Source organism: Streptomyces poriticola (assembly GCF_036689765.1).
In the GTDB taxonomy this organism is placed as follows: domain Bacteria; phylum Actinomycetota; class Actinomycetes; order Streptomycetales; family Streptomycetaceae; genus Streptomyces; species Streptomyces poriticola.
Window position 1 is genome coordinate 57,621 of the sequence record NZ_JBAGKH010000028.1, and the last position, 17,165, is coordinate 74,785.

Sequence of the window (17,165 nt, forward strand, 5' to 3'; positions counted from 1 at the left end):
TCCCCGGCCAGCTCCGTCAGGCTCCGGAGCCTAGGCAGGCAGGAGAGGAACGCGGGCCGATAACCCGCGGATTAGCACGTTCGGGTGATGCGCGGGCCTCCGGGAGGGCCGGAGGCGCGAGCGGGTCTACGACTCCTGCGGCGCTGCCGGGGAGGCGGGGGACGCCGTGACATCGTGCTCGGGCACCGACTGCCCGGACCGGATCAGGTCGATCCGCCCCATCACCTTGGCCCGCAGGTCGCCCGGCACGTCGTCATGCCCGCAGCACCGCTTGACCAGCTTCTTCACGGCCTGCTCCAGGCCGTACTTCTCCAGGCACGGCGAGCATTCCTCGAAGTGGTGCTGGAACTTCTCGCGATCGATGTCCGGCATCTCACTGTCGAGGAACTCGTACAGGTGGTCCAGGACCTCACTGCAGTCCGTCTCGTGCGGCTCTCCGCAGCTCATGAGCCCGAGCCTTTCGCTTCGTTCGACTCTCCGGCGCCGGCCGGGACCAGTCCGCGCTCGCGGGCGTAGTCCTCCAGCATGCCGCGCAGCTGACGGCGGCCCCGGTGCAGCCGGGACATCACCGTACCGATGGGTGTCCCCATGATGTCCGCGATCTCCTTGTAGGCAAAGCCTTCCACGTCCGCGAGATACACGGCGATGCGGAACTCCTCGGGAATCGCCTGGAGCGCTTCCTTCACGTCCGAGTCGGGCAGATGGTCGAGGGCCTGCGACTCCGCGGAGCGCAGCCCGGTCGACATGTGCGACTCGGCGCGCGCCAGCTGCCAGTCCTCGATCTCCTCGGCCGCACTGCGCTGCGGTTCCCGCTGCTTCTTGCGGTACGAGTTGATGAAGGTGTTGGTGAGGATCCGGTACAGCCACGCCTTGAGGTTGGTGCCTTCGCGGAACTGGTGGAACGACGCGTACGCCTTGGCGTAGGTCTCCTGCACCAGGTCCTCGGCGTCGGCGGGGTTGCGCGTCATGCGCAGGGCCGCCGAGTACATCTGGTCGAGGAACTCGAGCGCGTCCCGCTCGAAGCGCGCACTGCGCTCGGCAGTCGTCTCCATGTCTGTCCCCCGGCCCTCGGGCTGCTCCGCCTGGCCGTTCTCGGTCCCTGCCTCGGTGCCGGTGACCGGACCCACCTCCTCCAGCGTCGTCGTGAGACCGGCTCCGGCCTCACTCGAATCGGAGGATAGACGACGATCCGGTCCCCCCGCCGCTCGAACCGGGGCGGTCCTCGCCGCGTGCAGCACCGTCCAGTCCAGGGGGCGGCGCTGGGAGGCGGGCGGGCAAGAGATCGAACCCATGCGGCGGACTTCCTCTCCTACGGCTGTGTGCTGCCGGTGCTCGGCAGCGTACGTCCGGCACAACAGCGACCGGCCGCGGGTCATTCCCAGCGGCTCAGCCGAGTGACCCGGCCCACTCGACGACCGCGTCGGTGATCACCGTCAGCGCCTCGTCCTGGCCCGTCGGGGCCCGCTTCGGCACCGCGAACCCGTGGTCGCCGTGGGCGACCTCCACCAGTTCGTACTCCCCGCGCGGGAACTCCTCCGGCTTCCCGAACGGATCGTTGCCGCCCTGGACGACGAGGGTGGGGACACCGGACCCGAGCAGCTCGTCGGCGCGGGACTTCTCGGGCCTGCCCGGCGGGTGGAGAGGGAAGCTGAGCGCCAGGACGGCGTGTGCGCCCAGTTCGGCGGCGGTGCGGCAGGCGACGCGGGCTCCGGCACTGCGTCCGCCGGAGATCACCGGCAGCCCGGGCCGGGCCAGCGTGGGCCAGATGCCCCGCCAGCCGGTGTCCAGGGTCCTCGGCGCGGGCGCCACCTTCTTCCCGGCCACCCGCCAGGGCTGCTCGACCAGGGCGACGGTCACCGCGTGCGCGGGCAGGGTGCGGGCCAGCGCCTGCAGGTCGCGGGCCTGGATGCCACCGCCGGCACCATGGCTGACGGCCAGGGTGAGGCGGGGCTTCCCGGCTCGGTGCCAGGTGATGCGCGCGGTGCCCGCGTCCGTCTCGACGACTTCCGTCTCGGCGGTCGCGGGTGATCCGGCGGTCGCGGGTGTCCCGGCTGTCCCGGCCGGCCCGCGTGTCCCGAACGTCTCTGGTGTCTTGTCCGTCACGTCAGAAGAGTGTGCCCTCTTCCGGCGCCTCCAGCTCCTTCAGCAGCTCCGGGCCGTTGTTGCGGACATTGCTGACGGCGGTGGCGACCGGGTAGGCCCGCATGAGCCCGGCCGGCGGGGGCGCCAGCAGCGAGGTGAGGTCGTCGGCGTCGGTACGCGCCGGGTCCAGCCAGGCGTCCCACCGGTCCGGCGTCAGCATCAGCGGCATCCTGGGGTGGATGTCGGCAAGCGACGCCGGTCCGTCGGCGGGAGCGACGGCGAGCGGGGTGGTCTCCGCCTCGGTGGTGATCACCGAGCAGGTCACCCACCAGGCCCGCGGGTGGTCGTCGGGCAGCGTCCGGTCGCGCCAGAACTCGTACAGCCCGGCCATGGCGAACACCGATCCGTCGGCCGGTGTCACGAAGTACGGCTGCTTGCGGGGCCGCTTCTTGCGCCCCTCGACCTCCAGGTCCCGCTCCTGGCTGCCGGTGACCCACTCGTAGTAGCCGTCGGCGGGCAGGATGCAGCGCCGGGCGGCGAAGGCGCGGCGGTACGACGGCTTCTCGTGCACGGTCTCCGCGCGCGCGTTGATCATCCGGGCGCCGCCCTCGGGGGTCTTGGCCCAGGAAGGGACCAGCCCCCACTTGAGTTTCCGCAGCTGGCGAACCGGGCGCGGGTCGGGGGCGTCCTTCAGGGGACGGTCCAGGACGGCGTAGACCTCCTTGGTGGGGGCCACGTTGTAGTCGGGTTCCAGGGTCTCCTCGGGCTCCCATTTCTCGACTTCGAAGATTCCCGCGAGATCCTCGGGCCCACGACTGGCTGCATACCGTCCGCACATACGTGCAACACTGCCAGACTCCGCTCGAACGGGAGGGGCCCTCACCGCATATGGACAGCCCAGTCAGCCCGGTGCACAGCACCGCATCCGCGTCACTCGCCTCCCTCTGGGACGAGGTGTGGGGCACCCAGCCCGACCCCGACCTGTGGGTGGTGGTCGCGACCCTGGTGGCCGCACTGGCGGTCGTGGTGCCGCACATGCCGTGGCGCATAGCGCGCAACGCCGTCACCATCGCCCACGAGGGCGGCCACGGGCTCGTGGCACTGCTCACCGGTCGCACCCTGACCGGCATCCGCCTGCACTCCGACACCAGCGGCCTGACGGTCAGCCGCGGCAAGCCGTACGGACTGGGCATGATCCTCACCGCGGCCGCCGGGTACACCGCTCCCCCGCTGCTCGGCCTCGGCGGTGCCGCGCTGCTGGCCACGGGGCGGATCACGCTGCTGCTGTGGCTGGCGACGGCGCTGCTGCTCGCCCTGCTGGTGATGATCCGCAACGCCTACGGGGCGCTCACGGTGTTCCTCACCGGCGGCACTTTCGTGCTGGTGTCGTGGCTGGCCGGGCCGCAGGTGCAGGCCGCGTTCGCGTACGCGGCGGTGTGGTTCCTGCTGCTGGGCGGGGTGCGCCCGGCCTTCGAACTGCAGGCGAAGCGGGCCCGGGGCGGTGCCGGGGACTCGGACGCGGACCAGCTGGCGCGGCTGACGCACACACCGGCGGGGGTGTGGTTCTTCCTGTTCCACACGGTGTCGCTGTGCTCGCTCATCGGCGGGGGCCGCTGGCTGCTGTCGGGATGACTCGGATGTTCCGGGTTTCCGTCAGGTTTCGCCACATTTGATCAAGATCTCCGTCGGCCCCTCAGCCACTAAAGTGGGGCCATGGCCTCGAACCCCGCAGACACCGCCCTCTGGCCCGCCCCGCACGCGCGCGGAGCCGTCGACGCGACGGTTCACGTGCCGGGCTCCAAATCGGTGACCAACCGCGCCCTGGTCCTGGCCGCGCTCGCCTCCGAGCCCGGCTGGCTGCGCCGTCCGCTGCGCTCCCGCGACACGCTGCTGATGGCGGGCGCCCTGCGGGCGATGGGCATCGGCATCGAGGAGGGCGTCGGCCCCGACGGCACCGGGGAGTTCTGGCGGGTGATCCCGGCGGGGCTGCGCGGCCCGGCCACGATCGACGTCGGCAACGCCGGCACGGTGATGCGGTTCCTGCCGCCGGTCGCCGCCCTCGCCGACGGGCCCGTCCGGTTCGACGGCGACCCCCGTTCGTACGAGCGCCCGCTCAACGGGGTGATCGACGCGCTGCGCACGCTCGGCGCCCGGATCGACGACGACGGGCGCGGCGCGCTGCCGCTGACCGTGCACGGCGGCGGCGCCCTGGACGGCGGCCCGGTGTCGGTCGACGCCTCCTCGTCCTCCCAGTTCGTCTCCGCGCTGCTGCTGTCCGGCCCGCGCTGCAACCAGGGCGTTGAGGTCCGCCACACCGGCGCCACGCTGCCGTCGATGCCGCACATCCGGATGACCGTCGACATGCTGCGCGCGGTCGGCGCCCAGGTCGACAGCCCGGAGTCGGGCGGCGAGCCCAATGTGTGGCGGGTGACGCCGGGCGCGCTGCTCGGCCGCGACCTGACCGTCGAGCCGGACCTGTCCAACGCCCAGCCGTTCCTGGCGGCGGCACTGGTGACCGGCGGCCGGGTCGTGATCCCCGACTGGCCGGCCCGCACCACCCAGCCCGGTGACCGGCTGCGCGAGATCTTCACCGAGATGGGCGGTTCCTGCGAACTGACCGACTACGGACTGGTCCTCACCGGCTCGGGTGCCGTGCACGGCATCGACGTCGATCTGAGCGAGGTCGGCGAGCTGACACCGGGCATCGCGGCCGTCGCCGCCCTGGCCGACTCCCCCTCCACGCTGCGCGGGGTGGCGCATCTGCGGCTGCACGAGACCGACCGGCTGGCCGCGCTCACCAAGGAGATCAACGAACTCGGCGGCGATGTCACCGAGACCGCCGACGGCCTGCGCATCCGCCCGCGCCGGCTGCACGGCGGGATCTTCCACACCTACGAGGACCACCGCATGGCCACCGCCGGCGCGATCCTCGGCCTCGTGGTCGAGGACGTGCAGATCGAGAACGTGGCGACCACGGCGAAGACGATGCCCGACTTCCCCGAGCTGTGGACCGGGATGCTCGGGGCATAGGGGTTCAGCGCCATGCGCCGCTACGGCAAGCACACCGACGAGGACGACATCCGGTCCCGCCCCAACCGCCGGGGCAACCGGCCCCGGACCAGCATCCGGCCCAAGCACGAGGACGCGGCCGAGGGAATGGTCCTCACCGTCGACCGGGGCCGGCTGACCTGTCTCGTCGAGGACCGTGCGGTGGTGGCGATGAAGGCCCGTGAACTGGGCCGCAAGGCGGCGGTGGTGGGCGACCGGGTGGCGCTGGTCGGCGATCTGTCCGGCGCCAAGGACACCCTCGCCCGCATCGTCCGCATCGAGGAGCGCGCCTCGCTGCTGCGGCGCACCGCGGACGACGACGACCCCTACGAGCGGGTCGTCGTCGCCAACGCCGACCAGCTCGCGATCGTCACCGCACTGGCCGACCCGGAGCCCCGTCCGCGCCTGATCGACCGCTGCCTCGTCGCGGCGTTCGACGGCGGTCTGGACCCGCTGCTGGTGCTGACCAAGTCCGACCTCGCCCCGCCGGACCAGCTGCTGGAGCTGTACGGCGCCCTCGACATCCCCTACGTCGTCACCAGCCGCGAGGAACTCGACAACGGCGACGCGGCCGACCGGGTGCGCGAGCATCTGGACGGCAAGATCACCGCCTTCGTCGGCCACTCCGGCGTGGGCAAGACCACACTCGTCAACGCGCTGGTGCCGGAGAAGCGGCAGCGGTCGACGGGGCGGGTGAACGCGGTGACGGGCCGGGGCCGGCACACCACGACCTCGGCGCTGGCACTGCCTCTGGCAGGCGCGGAGGGCTGGGTGGTCGACACCCCGGGCGTCCGGTCGTTCGGGCTGGCCCACATCGACCCGTCGCGGGTGATCCACGCCTTCCCGGACCTGGAGCCCGGCACGGTGGACTGCCCGCGCGCATGCAGTCACGACGAGCCCGACTGCGCCCTGGACGCGTGGGTGGCAGAGGGCCGGGCCGACCCGGCGCGTCTGTACTCGCTGCGCCGGCTGCTGGCGACCCGGGAACGCAGGGAAGGCGACTGACGTTCGACCGGCCAAGGCGATTCGGCTTCGCGTTGTTTGCCCGGTGGCAGGACCGGTAAGTGCATAATCGCACCAAGCCGGATCCAAGCCCGAGCAAAGCCGGACGAAGCGGTCACGGTCGCGGTGCGGGGACTGCGGTACGGGGACTACGGGAGGACGACACATGGCGTGGCTGCTGGTCATAGTGGCCGGGTTGCTCGAGACCGGCTTCGCCGTGTGCCTGAAGCTGTCGCACGGCTTCACCCGGCTGTGGCCGACCATCGCGTTCGCCGCCTTCGCGCTGGGCAGCTTCGGTCTGCTGACCCTCGCACTGAAGAGGCTGGACGTCGGCCCCGCCTATGCCGTGTGGACCGGCATCGGGGCGGCGGGCACCGCGATCTACGGCATGGTCTTCCTCGGCGACCTGGTGTCCACCCTGAAGATCGTCTCCATCAGCCTGGTGATCATCGGCATCATCGGGCTTCAACTGTCCGGCTCGGCACACTGACCCTGGTACGGCTCGGCACCCCGAGTCCTGTCCGGCCTCGCGTCCGCCGTCACGGCGGCGGCCGGCGCGACAGCGCGGCCCGTACGAGATCGGCCACACCGCCCTCGGCAGGTGGCGCGGAGACGCAGGACAACGCGAGCCGGGCCACCAGTTCACCGCACCGGGCCAGGTCGGCGAGGTCCGTCCGGGGCGTGCCGGGCGCGGCCAGCGCTGCCACGGCCCGGTCCCGGACGAGGGCCACGAGGTCGGCGGGCGAGGGCAGCGCCCCGTCCGCCCGGCGCTGCCCCGGCACGGCGGCGGAGGAGCGCACGGCCGACAGTCCCGGTGCCGGCAGCCGCTCGCTCCAGCAGCCGGTGAGCAGGGCCCGTACCAGCGCGTTCTCGCGGGCGGCCGTGGTCGTCCACTCGGCGGTGGCGGCGAGCCGTTCGCGCGGGTCACCGGTTCCGGCGAGCGCGCGCTCCACGCCGGTGAGATAGCCGTCCGCCTCCCGGCGCACCAGTGCCCGGGCGAGCCCTTCCTTGCTGCCGAACTCGTTGTAGAGGGTCTGCCGGGACACCCCGGCCGATGCGGCCACGTCCACCATCCGCACCGCCGACCACGGGCGGCGCCTCAGCGCCGTGTACGCGGCATCGAGCAGGGATTCCCGCGCTGCAGGCATCATCGCCTCCCTCGGGGCGAGCGGCTCTGCGCACAGGGTTGACGCGACCTCCGGCGGTGTCAAGGGTTCGCGGCGGCGGCGTGGGGCAACGCCGCGCGGTGGCCCCTGTGGCTGTGCGGCGATCCGGGCCGATACGGTGGCCGCATGCCGGACTACCTCGACGACCTGCGCCTCGCCCACGTCCTCGCGGACGCCGCCGACGCCACGACCATGGACCGCTTCAAGGCCCTCGACCTCAAGGTCGAGACGAAGCCGGACATGACCCCGGTCAGCGAGGCGGACAAGGCGGCCGAGGAGCTCATCCGCGGTCACCTCGCCCGCGCCCGCCCCCGCGACGCGATCCTCGGCGAGGAGTACGGCGTCGATGGCACCGGTCCCCGCCGCTGGGTGATCGACCCGATCGACGGCACCAAGAACTACGTGCGCGGCGTCCCGGTGTGGGCGACACTGATCGCCCTGATGGAGGCGGCCGAGGGCGGGTACCAGCCGGTCGTGGGCGTGGTCTCGGCACCGGCGCTGGGCCGTCGCTGGTGGGCCGCGAAGGGCCATGGCGCCTTCAGCGGCCGCAATCTGACCTCGGCCTCCCGGCTGCGGGTCTCGCGGGTCTCCCGGCTCGCCGACGCCTCCTTCGCGTACTCCTCGCTCGGCGGCTGGGAGGAGCGGGGGCGGCTCGACGGCTTCCTGGACCTGACCCGCGAGGTGTGGCGCACGCGCGCTTACGGCGACTTCTGGCCGTACATGATGGTCGCCGAGGGCTCGGTGGACATCTGCGCCGAGCCGGAGCTCTCCCTGTGGGACATGGCCGCGAACGCGATCGTCGTGACGGAGGCGGGCGGCGCCTTCACCGGCCTGGACGGGCGCCCCGGTCCGCACAGCGGCAATGCGGCGGCGTCCAACGGCCTGCTCCACGACGAGCTGCTGGGCCATCTCGGCCAGAGTCGCTGAGCACACCTGGCCGCTGAGCACACCTGGCCGCTGAGCACACCTGGCCGCTGAGCACACCGGGCCGCTGGGCGCACCGGGCCGCTGGGCGCACCTGCTCCGCCGAGCGCACCGGCGCTTCCCGGCACGCCGGGGCCGCGGGTGCGCCCCGAGCGCCCTCTTGTTGACCCCTGCTTCAGCTGCGACTCTGAGAGTCCCCCACTTGTGAACTTGTGAATCCATGAACTAAGTCACGGATTCCGTAGGAGGTGGCTCCCTTCATGCTCGTCCGCGACGCCATGAGTACGGTCGTCCTCACCATCGGCCCCGACCACACCCTCCGCCAGGCCGCCGCCCTGATGTCCGCCCGCCGGGTCGGCGCGGCCATCGTCTACGACCCCGACGCCGGCGGCATCGGCATCCTCACCGAGCGCGACATCCTCGACTCCGTCGGCCGGGGCCAGAACCCGGACGACGAGCGCACCCACGCCCACACCACCAACGACGTCGTGTTCGCCGCACCCACCTGGACCCTGCAGGAGGCGGCGGAGGCCATGGCGCACGGCGGCTTCCGCCACCTCATCGTGCTCGAGCGGGGCGAGCCGGCCGGGATCGTCTCGGTCCGCGACATCATCCGCTGCTGGGCCCCGGTGCGGCGGCAGCGGGAGGAACCGGTGACGGCCTGACCGCCGCGATACACGCGCCACGCGCCCTCGACCCGTGGGCCACGCCAGGACCCGTGCGCCGTGGCCCGTGCAGCGTGCGCCATGCGCCATGCGCAGAGGGGAGCATGCGCAAGCGGGCCGGACTCCCGCCCGGGGAGTCCGGCCCGCCGCCGCGACAAGCGGTCCAGTGCTGGATATCAGCCGCGCAGGGCCTGGACCGCGACCTCCAGCCGCTTGCCGAAGTCGTCGTCCGCCCGGCGGAAGTTGCCGATCGCGCGCTCGACGATGTCCTCGCGCGAGACCTGCGAGATGGCGCCGGCCAGGTTGCCGATCAGGCGCTCCCTCTCGCCGTCCGACATCAGCCGGTAGAGGTTGCCGGCCTGCACGAAGTCGTCGTCCTCGGCGTGCGAGGGCGCCTCGTGGTCACCGGTGGCCCCGGAGACCGCGACCGGCTGCCACAGCGGCCGGTCCGTCTGGAAGGGGCCGCCGAAGCTGTTCGGCTCGTAGTTCTTCGCGCCCTTGTGGCGGCCGTCGTACAGGAAGCCGTCCCGGGCGTGGGTGCGCGCCTCGGTGGCGTGCGGGCGGTTCACCGGCAGGTGGTCGGCGTTGATGCCGACGCGGTAGCGGTGGGCGTCGCCGTAGGCGAAGAGCCGGCCCTGCAGCATCTTGTCCGGGGACGGGCCGATGCCCGGGACGAAGTGCGCCGGGGAGAAGATCGACTGCTCGACCTCGGCGAAGATGTTCTCCGGGTTGCGGTTGAGCTCCAGCTTGCCGATCTCGATCCGCGGGTAGTCCGCCTGCGGCCAGACCTTGGTCAGGTCGAACGGGTTGAAGCGGTACGTCGCCGCCTCGGCCACCGGCATGATCTGGACGTACACCGTCCAGGTCGGGTACTCGCCGCGCTCGATGGCCTCGCGCAGGTCGCGCTGGTGGGAGTCGGGGTCCTCGCCGGCCAGCGCGGCGGCGTCCTCGGCGGTCAGGTTCTCGATGCCCTGGTCCGTCTTGAAGTGGTACTTGACCCAGAACGCCTCGCCGTCCTCGTTGCTCCACTGGAAGGTGTGCGAGCCGAAGCCGTCCATGTGGCGGTACGAGGCGGGGATGCCGCGGTCACCGAAGAGCCAGGTCACCTGGTGGGTGGACTCGGGCGACAGGCTCCAGAAGTCCCAGACGTTGTCCGCCTCCTGGCTACCCGTGTACGGGTCGCGCTTCTGGGTGTGGATGAAGTCCGGGAACTTGATGGCGTCCTTGATGAAGAACACCGGGGTGTTGTTGCCGACGAGGTCGTAGTTGCCCTCCTCGGTGTAGAACTTCAGCGCGAAGCCGCGCGGGTCACGGACGGCGTCCGCCGCGCCCAGGTTGCCGGCGACGGTCGAGAAGCGGAGGAAGACCTCGGTCTCCTTGCCGACCTCGGAGAGGAATTTGGCCCGCGTGTACCGGCTGACATCGGCGGTGACCGTGAACGTGCCGTAGGCACCGGCGCCCCGGGCGTGCACGACACGCTCCGGGATGCGCTCGCGGTTGAAGTGGGCCAGCTTCTCCAGCAGGTGCTGGTCCTGGACGAGCACCGGGCCGCCGACGCCCGCGGTCTCGCTGTTCTGGTTGTCGGCCACCGGTGCACCGGCTTCCGTAGTGAGCGGTCCCTGAGTCACGTGCTCCTCCTGCGCCCTTACTGGCGAAACTGCCTGATCCTGTCCCTTGGCTAATGCCGGTACCGATCCTACAATAGACAATGTCTAAGTCAAGCAAGACTCCAAAGTCACATCCGTTCGGGACCTGGTCCCCTTAGCTGCTAGGCTGACCCCCATGAGCGACCTTCTGGAACGGCTGCGCGGACGTGGATGGCGCATGACCGCGCAGCGGCGTGTCGTGGCCGAGGTCCTCGACGGCGAGCACGTCCACCTGACGGCCGACGAGGTGCACGCCCGCGCCGTGGCCAAGCTGCCCGAGATCTCGCGCGCGACGGTCTACAACACGCTGGGTGAGCTGGTCTCGCTGGGCGAGGTGCTCGAGGTCGCCACGGACAGGCGCGCCAAGCGCTACGACCCCAACGCCCACCGGCCGCACCACCACCTGGTCTGCGCCCAGTGCGGCTCGATCCGGGACGTCCACCCGACCGGCAACCCGCTGGCCGACCTCCCCGACTCGGAGCGCTTCGGCTTCACGGTGTCGGATGTCGAGGTGACCTACCGCGGCCTGTGCCCGAACTGCACGGCGGCGTAGCGGTGTAGAGACGCAGAGACAGAGACACCCAGGGCCCCGGCACCGATGAGGCGCCGGGGCTCTTCGCTGCGCGCGAGGGATTTGCGGTGTGACGCCTGCAACACACCGAGGGCCGGAACCCTTTCGGATTCCGGCCCTCGGCTTTCAGTAGCGGGGACAGGATTTGAACCTGCGACCTCTGGGTTATGAGCCCAGCGAGCTACCGAGCTGCTCCACCCCGCGTCGGTGAATGCAACGTTACGTCAACCTCAAGCACAAAAGCAAATCCCCCGTGCTCCCTCCCAACCACGGACAACATTCCGCACATCCGCGGTGCCGAGCACACATCCGCGACGTCACGCCACACATCCGCGGGTGCCGAGCCACTCGTCCACCGGCACCGCCACCAACGCGGGTGCCCCGCCGCCCATCCACGGGCACCGCCACCAACCACGGGCGCCCCGCCGCCCATCCACGGGCAGTCGTGCCTCCCCAGTGCCTCAAGGGCCTGGGCGGTGCCCCAGGGCGGTGGCCCGGGAGGGCGGTCAACGCCCCGTCCGCGCCGGACGGCGCCCCCCACTGCGTCCGCCGCAACGCGGCGGACGTCCGACGGCCCCGCCCGGCACGCGCAGCGATTCGCCGGGTGCCCCGACGACATCACCGGCCAGCACCCGGCATCACCGGGCACGAAACTGCGCGGCACAGCGCCCCGCAGCACAGCGCCCCGCAGCGTCAAGCCGAGAGCTCCTCCAGCAACGCATCCCGCAACCGCGCCGCCCGCTCCGCCACCTCCTCCGGCCCCGACGTCACCGCCCGGTCGGCCCACCGCTGCCCCTCCGCCAGCTCCCCTCGCCGCGCGTACACCAGCGCAAGCCGCAGCGCGGCCCGCCCGTGCCCCGCGTCGGCAGCCCGCCGCCACCACACCACGGCCTCCGGCTCGCTGCCCTCCCGGGCCAGCAGCAACCCCAGGTTGAACGCCCCGTTGCGCGACCCGGCCTCCGCCGCCTCCCGGTACCACCGCGCCGCCTCCACCACGTCCCCGCGCCCCGCCGCCAGCATCCCGACCCGGACCTGGGCCCGCCGGTGACCCTGCGAGGCCGCCCGCTCGTACCACTCCTCGCACTCGGTCCGCTCATGCGTCGGCTCGCCCAGTTCGTGCGCGGGCACCGGCGGCCGACGCGCATCGAGCAGGTCGGCCAACCGGTATGCCGCCTCCGCACTGCCGCCCCCAGCCGCACAGCGCAGATGCCGCTCCGCCTCCTGCTCGTCCCCGTCGCGCAGCAGCGCCATGCCGACCTGCAGCGCCGCCTCCGTGTGCCCGGCGGCCGCCGCCCGCTCGTACCAGCGCAGCGCGGCCCGCTCCTCCCCGCGCCCGGCGTGCAGGATGCCGAGGTTGAACGCCGCGTCGACGCTGCCCGCCTCCGCGGCCTTGGAGAACCACGGCTCGGCCCCGGTCCGGTCGCCGCCCTGCAGCAGCAGGATCGCCAGCGCGTTCGCCGCCTCCCGGTGCCCGGCGTAGGCCGCCCTCCGGTACCACTGCTCGGCCTGTGCGGTGCGCTGCTGCTCGGCGCAGAGCAGCCCGAGGTTGTACGCCCCGTTGTCGTCCCCGGCGTCCATCGCGGCCCGGTACCACCGCTCGGCGGTCTGGGTCTCGCCGCGCTCGGCGTGCAGCGCGCCCAGCGCGTTGGCGGCATTGCCGTCGCCGTCCTGCGCGGCCCGCAGCCACCACACCGCGGCGCTCTCCGGATCGCCGGCGTCCCGCAGCAGAAAGCCCAGCGCGCAGGCGGCGCGCGCCTCGCCGTCCTTGGCGGAGGTCAGGTACCAGCGGCCGGCCTCCTTCAGCTCGCCACGCCGCTCCAGAATCGCGCCGAGGTGCAGGGCGGCCCGCCGGTGGCCGCGGGCGGCGGCCTGCCGGTACCACTGCTCGGCCTCCGCCGCGTCACCCGCGTCACCCGCGTCACCCGCATCGCCCGCATCGCCCGCATCGCCCGCATCGGAGGCTTCGCGGGCGGCCGGCGCGGTGGCCTCGGTGCGGGCTCCGGCGGGCCCGACACCGTTGTCAGCGTCGGCGTCCCGCACGGCCCGCCGGTCCAGTACCCGCGCCAGCCGGTAGGCGGCCTCGCGGTGCCCGCGCTCCGCAGCGGCCCGCATCCACCGCTCGGCCCCCTCGGCACCACGGTGCTCCAGCAGGTCGGCGAGCGCGTAGGCACCCAGGACGTGCCCCTGTTCGGCGGACTGGCGCAGCCAGTACTCCGCGGCGGGCTCGTCCCCGCGTTCGCGGAAGTGCCGGCCCAGTGCGTGGGCGGCGGCGGCCGATCCGGCGACGGCGGCGATCCGCCACCACCCGGCGGCCTCGTCGGCGTAGCCGCGCTGGTGCAGCAGGACGCCCAGGTTGTTGGCGGCGGCGCGGTCGCCGGCCGCCGTGGCGGCGCGCAGCTGGGGTTCGGCTCCGTCGAGATCACCGCGGCGCAGCAGCATGGCTCCGAGGACGCTCATCGCCTCGACATCTCCGGCTTCGGCGGCCAGCCGCTGCCGCACCTCCTCGGCCGCCTGGTCGGCCGCCTCGGTGGCCTCGGTGGCCTCGTCCCCGGTCGCTCCGGGAGCGGATGGCTGCGCAAATCGCCCCGTCTCGAACAGAGTTGCCATGTCCCCCATAACGTCCATCGTCGCACCACCTGCAACCTGGGTACACCTGGTATACCGCAGCCAGTGAGGTCACTTCAGCGTTTTGTCGACATGCCCACAGAGAGACAAGTCAAACACAGATCGCTCAACTCCCTTCGCCGGCGCGGCCGTCACCCGGATCGGCACATGCGTTCGCACACCACGAAGGCCCGGATCCCTGTCAGGATCCGGGCCTTCGGTGTCGTACGTCTCGGACGTCGACGTCAGTAGCGGGGACAGGATTTGAACCTGCGACCTCTGGGTTATGAGCCCAGCGAGCTACCGAGCTGCTCCACCCCGCGCCGTTGTGTTCACAACCGTATCACGGCGCGGGGTAGGCCCTTGACCAGGCCGGTCGGCGGCCTTCGGGCGGGGCCGGTCAGCCGCCGCCCGAACCGGAGTCGGAGCCGGAGTCAGTGCCGGCGTCCGGGGACGGGCTCGACTCGGCCTGATCACCGCCGCTCCCGCCGGCTCCGTCGCCCTGACCGGCCTGCGCCTGAGCCTCCTCGGCCCGCCGCAGCGCCTCCTCCAGGTCCTTCTGCGCCTCGCCGTACTTGGTCCAGTCGTTGTCCTTCAGCGCCTGCTGCCCGGCCTCGAAGGCCTTCTGGGCGTCTTCCAGGGCCTGCTGGACCGTCGGGTCGCTGGACGTGGGCGGAGGCGGTGTGGTCGTGTCCTCGCCCTCCTCCGGCGGCTCGGTGGTCGCACCCTCCGCGCCGAAGACCTTGTTCAGGGCCTGGTCCAGGGTGTCCTCGAAGGCGGTGTTGCCTCCGTAGGACACCAGCACCTTGCGCAGCAGCGGGTACTTGAGGCCGCCACCGCGTACGTAGACCGGCTCCACATAGAGCAGTCCGCCGTCCAGCGGCACGGTCAGCAGGTTGCCGTACTCGACCTCCGAGTCGCCGCCTCTCAGCAGCCTGATGGACTCGGCGATGTCCTGTTCTGAGTTGAACTGGCTCTGGACCTGCTGCGGACCGTTGACGGTGGTGCTGGTCGGCAGCTTCAGAATTCTGATCTTGCCGTAGCCGTCGGTGCCCGCCTCGGCGTCCACCGCCATGAACGCGCTCAGGTTGTCACGTCCGTTGGGGGTGAACGTGGTCGTCAGCGAGAACGCCTGTTCCTTCTGGTCGGGCATCTTCATGCTGAGGTAGTACGGCGGCACCGCGTCGCCCGACTTGTTGGTCGGGTCGTCCGGCACCTGCCAGACCTCGCTGCCGCTGAGGAACGTATTGGCGTCCTTCACGTGGTAGCGGGTGAGCAGCTCGCGCTGGACCTTGAACAGGTCCTGCGGGTAGCGGAGATGGGCCATCAGGTCGTCGGAGATCTCGCTCTTGGGCTCGACCGTGTCCGGGAAGGCCTTCATCCAGGTCTTCAGGACGGGGTCCTTGGTGTCCCACTGGTAGAGCTTGACCTCGCCGGTGTACGCGTCGACGGTCGCCTTCACCGAGTTGCGGATGTAGTTGACCTGGTTCTCCTGGGCCACCACCGCGCGCTGGTCGTTGGCGGCCGTCAGCGAGTCGGCGGTGGTGTCACCGAGCGTGGTGCGGGAGGCGTACGGATAGCCGTTGGTCGTCGTGTAGGCGTCGACGACCCACTGGATCCGGTTCCCGACCTTCGCCGGGTAGGCGTCGCCGTCGATCGTCAGCCACGGGGCGACCGCCTCGACGCGCTCCTTCGGTGTGCGGTTGTACATGATCCGCGATCCGTCGCCGATCGCGCCGGAGTACAGGATCTGCGGCTCGCCGAACGCCGCCGCGTACGCGGCGCGGTTGAGCGGGTTGGCGAGATCGACACCGCCCTTGCCGTCGTAGCTGAAGGTCTTCTCGCCGTCGTCGTCGGAGTAGTCGATCTCCTTCTGGGGACCGCCGACGATCGAGTAGGTGGTGGTCTTCTCGCCGTAGTAGATCCGCTGCTCGTACTCGCCCAGATCACCCTGGGACGGCAGGTCGGACTCGGTGAACACCGGGCGTCCCCGGGAGTCGACCTCGGTGCCCTTGGCCGCGACCACGCCGTAGCCGTGGGTGTAGCGGAAGTGGTTGTTGATCCAGTTCTTCTTGTCGACGCCCGCGAGATTCAGCTCACGCAGACCGATGACCGTGTCCTGGTCCTGGCCGTCCTTGCTGTAGCGGTCGACGTCCAGATTGTTCGGGAATGCGTAGTACTTCCGCATCTGCTGGAGCTGCTGGAAGGTCGGCGAGACGATGTTCGGGTCCATGATCCGGATGCTGGCGGCGTCGTGGACGTCGTCCCGCAGCGTGGTCAGGTCCTCGGTCTTGGTCTCGCCCTCGTAGTCGGAGACCTGCGTGCCGTCGATGCCGTAGGCCTCACGCGTCGCCTTGAGGTTCTTCGCGACGTACGGGGCTTCCTTGGCCTGCTCGTTGGGCTGGACCTGGAACTTCTGGACCAGCGCCGGGTAGAGACCGCCGATGAGGATCGCCGACAGCACCATCAGGCCGAAGCCGATCAGCGGCAGCTGCCAGGTGCGCCGCCAGATGGTGGCGAAGAACAGCAGCGCGCAGATGACGGCGATGCAGAACAGGATGGTCTTGGCGGGCAGGTAGGCGTTGGCGTCGACGTAGCGCAGGCCCGTCCAGTTGTCGGTGGCCTTGAAGTCGCTGGACTTCACCGCGAGGCCGTAGCGGTCCAGCCAGTACGCGACCGCCTTCAGTGCGACGAAGATGCCGATGAGCACGGAGAGGTGGCCGGTGGCCGCGGCGGTGGCACGCGCGCCCGGACTGGTGATGCGCAGCCCGCCGTACAGGTAGTGGGTGACCGCGGCGGCGATCACCGACAGGATCGCGGCGGCGAAGCCGAAGCCGAGCAGGAACCGGTACCAGGGCAGGTCGAACGCGTAGAAGGACACGTCGAGCTGGAACTGCGGGTCCTTCTGGCCGAACGGCACGCCGTTGACCCACATCAGCCAGGTGCGCCACTGGCCGGCGGCCGAGGCGCCGGCGATCAGGCCGACCAGGGCGGTGATACCGAGCAGCAGCCACTTCTTGAACGGGGCGATACCCATGCGGTACCGGTCGAGATTCTGCTGCTCCATGGACATGGCGCTCAGCGGCGGGCGCAGCCGGTGGGCCAGCCAGATGTTGAACCCGACGGCGAGCGCCATCAGCAGGCCGAACACGAAGAACAGGCCGATCTTGGTCCACAGGGTCGTCGTGAACACCGACGAGTAGTTGACCGACCGGTACCAGAGCCAGTCCGTCCAGAAGCCCGCGAACATGGTGAACGCCATGCCGAGGACGGCCAGGACGCCCAACGTCAGAAGCAGGGTCCGGACACGCCGGGACGGGCGGCCCACTCTGATCCGTGGCCCCGTCGGGCCTCCGCCGCGGTCCGGCATCTGGAAAGCCAAGGTGCGCCCCTCGAAATCGCTGTTGAAACCGTCAGGCCCTCGGGTTCGCGGGCCGTCCGTGCGCCCCCGTGATCG

The 17,165-nt window shown here is 71.3% G+C and carries 15 protein-coding genes and 2 tRNA genes; 7 read left to right on the forward strand and 10 right to left on the reverse strand.

Features of this window, described 5'->3' with window-relative positions; all coding sequences use genetic code 11:
• Positions 1 to 126: 126 nt before the first annotated feature.
• The 4 genes from rsrA to V5O46_RS26035 all read right to left on the reverse strand — a co-directional run bounded on the left by rsrA (position 127) and on the right by V5O46_RS26035 (position 2,920).
• Positions 127 to 447 (reverse strand): mycothiol system anti-sigma-R factor, encoded by a 321-nt coding sequence (gene rsrA / locus V5O46_RS26020; RefSeq protein WP_332887133.1) that lies wholly within the window; start codon positions 445 to 447, stop codon positions 127 to 129.
• Entirely contained in the window at positions 444 to 1,127 is a 684-nt protein-coding gene (sigR, locus tag V5O46_RS26025; protein ID WP_332887134.1) for an RNA polymerase sigma factor SigR, read from the reverse strand. The genes rsrA and sigR overlap by 4 nt, the downstream gene beginning before the upstream one ends.
• A 259-nt stretch (positions 1,128 to 1,386) precedes the next feature.
• Positions 1,387 to 1,974 (reverse strand): alpha/beta hydrolase family protein, encoded by a 588-nt coding sequence (locus V5O46_RS26030; protein WP_332887164.1) that lies wholly within the window; start codon positions 1,972 to 1,974, stop codon positions 1,387 to 1,389.
• Positions 1,975 to 2,104: 130 nt separating this feature from the next.
• Positions 2,105 to 2,920, reverse strand: coding sequence for an SOS response-associated peptidase (locus tag V5O46_RS26035; RefSeq protein ID WP_332887135.1), 816 nt, complete (start codon positions 2,918 to 2,920; stop codon positions 2,105 to 2,107).
• A gap of 50 nt (positions 2,921 to 2,970) precedes the next feature.
• Here V5O46_RS26035 and V5O46_RS26040 point away from each other — a divergent pair, with 50 nt between their 5' ends.
• The 4 genes from V5O46_RS26040 (at position 2,971) to V5O46_RS26055 (ending at position 6,622) form a co-directional block, all read left to right on the forward strand.
• Positions 2,971 to 3,714, forward strand: coding sequence for a M50 family metallopeptidase (locus tag V5O46_RS26040; protein WP_408649061.1), 744 nt, complete (start codon positions 2,971 to 2,973; stop codon positions 3,712 to 3,714).
• Positions 3,715 to 3,795: 81 nt separating this feature from the next.
• Positions 3,796 to 5,112: a 3-phosphoshikimate 1-carboxyvinyltransferase gene (gene aroA, locus V5O46_RS26045; protein WP_332887136.1), complete on the forward strand. Its 1,317-nt coding sequence runs from the start codon at positions 3,796 to 3,798 to the stop codon at positions 5,110 to 5,112.
• 12 nt (positions 5,113 to 5,124) lie between these two features.
• Positions 5,125 to 6,135, forward strand: coding sequence for a ribosome small subunit-dependent GTPase A (gene rsgA, locus V5O46_RS26050; RefSeq protein WP_332887137.1), 1,011 nt, complete (start codon positions 5,125 to 5,127; stop codon positions 6,133 to 6,135).
• 163 nt (positions 6,136 to 6,298) lie between these two features.
• A complete protein-coding gene (locus tag V5O46_RS26055) occupies positions 6,299 to 6,622 on the forward strand; it encodes a DMT family transporter (protein WP_332887138.1) in 324 nt (107 codons plus the stop codon).
• 49 nt (positions 6,623 to 6,671) lie between these two features.
• Here V5O46_RS26055 and V5O46_RS26060 read toward each other — a convergent pair whose 3' ends face one another.
• Entirely contained in the window at positions 6,672 to 7,283 is a 612-nt protein-coding gene (locus tag V5O46_RS26060) for a TetR/AcrR family transcriptional regulator (RefSeq protein WP_332887139.1), read from the reverse strand.
• Between the two features lie 141 nt (positions 7,284 to 7,424).
• On the opposite strand from V5O46_RS26060, the gene hisN reads away from it, so the two are divergent.
• Both hisN and V5O46_RS26070 read left to right on the forward strand, forming a co-directional pair.
• Entirely contained in the window at positions 7,425 to 8,225 is an 801-nt protein-coding gene (gene hisN, locus V5O46_RS26065) for a histidinol-phosphatase (protein ID WP_332887140.1), read from the forward strand.
• A gap of 257 nt (positions 8,226 to 8,482) precedes the next feature.
• A complete protein-coding gene (locus V5O46_RS26070; RefSeq protein WP_332887141.1) occupies positions 8,483 to 8,887 on the forward strand; it encodes a CBS domain-containing protein in 405 nt (134 codons plus the stop codon).
• Between the two features lie 176 nt (positions 8,888 to 9,063).
• Here V5O46_RS26070 and V5O46_RS26075 read toward each other — a convergent pair whose 3' ends face one another.
• Positions 9,064 to 10,515: a catalase gene (locus V5O46_RS26075; protein WP_332887142.1), complete on the reverse strand. Its 1,452-nt coding sequence runs from the start codon at positions 10,513 to 10,515 to the stop codon at positions 9,064 to 9,066.
• A 154-nt stretch (positions 10,516 to 10,669) separates the two neighbouring features.
• Between V5O46_RS26075 and V5O46_RS26080 the strand changes: the two genes are divergently transcribed.
• Positions 10,670 to 11,086: a Fur family transcriptional regulator gene (locus tag V5O46_RS26080; RefSeq protein WP_332887143.1), complete on the forward strand. Its 417-nt coding sequence runs from the start codon at positions 10,670 to 10,672 to the stop codon at positions 11,084 to 11,086.
• Between the two features lie 148 nt (positions 11,087 to 11,234).
• On the opposite strand, the gene V5O46_RS26085 is transcribed toward V5O46_RS26080, so the two are convergent.
• The 4 genes from V5O46_RS26085 to V5O46_RS26100 all read right to left on the reverse strand — a co-directional run bounded on the left by V5O46_RS26085 (position 11,235) and on the right by V5O46_RS26100 (position 17,078).
• Positions 11,235 to 11,308, reverse strand: a tRNA-Met gene (locus V5O46_RS26085).
• A gap of 489 nt (positions 11,309 to 11,797) precedes the next feature.
• Positions 11,798 to 13,729, reverse strand: a complete 1,932-nt coding sequence (locus V5O46_RS26090) for a tetratricopeptide repeat protein (protein WP_332887144.1) — start codon at positions 13,727 to 13,729, stop codon at positions 11,798 to 11,800.
• Between the two features lie 228 nt (positions 13,730 to 13,957).
• Positions 13,958 to 14,031 (reverse strand) — tRNA-Met (locus tag V5O46_RS26095).
• 77 nt (positions 14,032 to 14,108) lie between these two features.
• On the reverse strand, positions 14,109 to 17,078 hold the full coding sequence (locus V5O46_RS26100) for a UPF0182 family membrane protein (protein WP_332887166.1): 2,970 nt from the start codon (positions 17,076 to 17,078) through the stop codon (positions 14,109 to 14,111).
• Positions 17,079 to 17,165 lie beyond the last annotated feature (87 nt).

Excerpts from the sequence above, each read along its gene's own strand:
- rsrA (WP_332887133.1), bottom strand. The coding sequence starts at position 447 with ATGAGCTGCGGAGAGCCGCACGAGACGGACTGCAGTGAGGTCCTGGAC.
- V5O46_RS26035 (WP_332887135.1), bottom strand. The coding sequence starts at position 2,920 with ATGTGCGGACGGTATGCAGCCAGTCGTGGGCCCGAGGATCTCGCGGGA.
- V5O46_RS26040 (WP_408649061.1), top strand. The coding sequence starts at position 2,971 with ATGGACAGCCCAGTCAGCCCGGTGCACAGCACCGCATCCGCGTCACTC.
- aroA (WP_332887136.1), top strand. The coding sequence starts at position 3,796 with ATGGCCTCGAACCCCGCAGACACCGCCCTCTGGCCCGCCCCGCACGCG.
- rsgA (WP_332887137.1), top strand. The coding sequence starts at position 5,125 with ATGCGCCGCTACGGCAAGCACACCGACGAGGACGACATCCGGTCCCGC.
- V5O46_RS26055 (WP_332887138.1), top strand. The coding sequence starts at position 6,299 with ATGGCGTGGCTGCTGGTCATAGTGGCCGGGTTGCTCGAGACCGGCTTC.
- V5O46_RS26060 (WP_332887139.1), bottom strand. The coding sequence starts at position 7,283 with ATGATGCCTGCAGCGCGGGAATCCCTGCTCGATGCCGCGTACACGGCG.
- hisN (WP_332887140.1), top strand. The coding sequence starts at position 7,425 with ATGCCGGACTACCTCGACGACCTGCGCCTCGCCCACGTCCTCGCGGAC.
- V5O46_RS26070 (WP_332887141.1), top strand. The coding sequence starts at position 8,483 with ATGCTCGTCCGCGACGCCATGAGTACGGTCGTCCTCACCATCGGCCCC.
- V5O46_RS26080 (WP_332887143.1), top strand. The coding sequence starts at position 10,670 with ATGAGCGACCTTCTGGAACGGCTGCGCGGACGTGGATGGCGCATGACC.
- V5O46_RS26090 (WP_332887144.1), bottom strand. The coding sequence starts at position 13,729 with ATGGACGTTATGGGGGACATGGCAACTCTGTTCGAGACGGGGCGATTT.
- V5O46_RS26100 (WP_332887166.1), bottom strand. The coding sequence starts at position 17,078 with ATGCCGGACCGCGGCGGAGGCCCGACGGGGCCACGGATCAGAGTGGGC.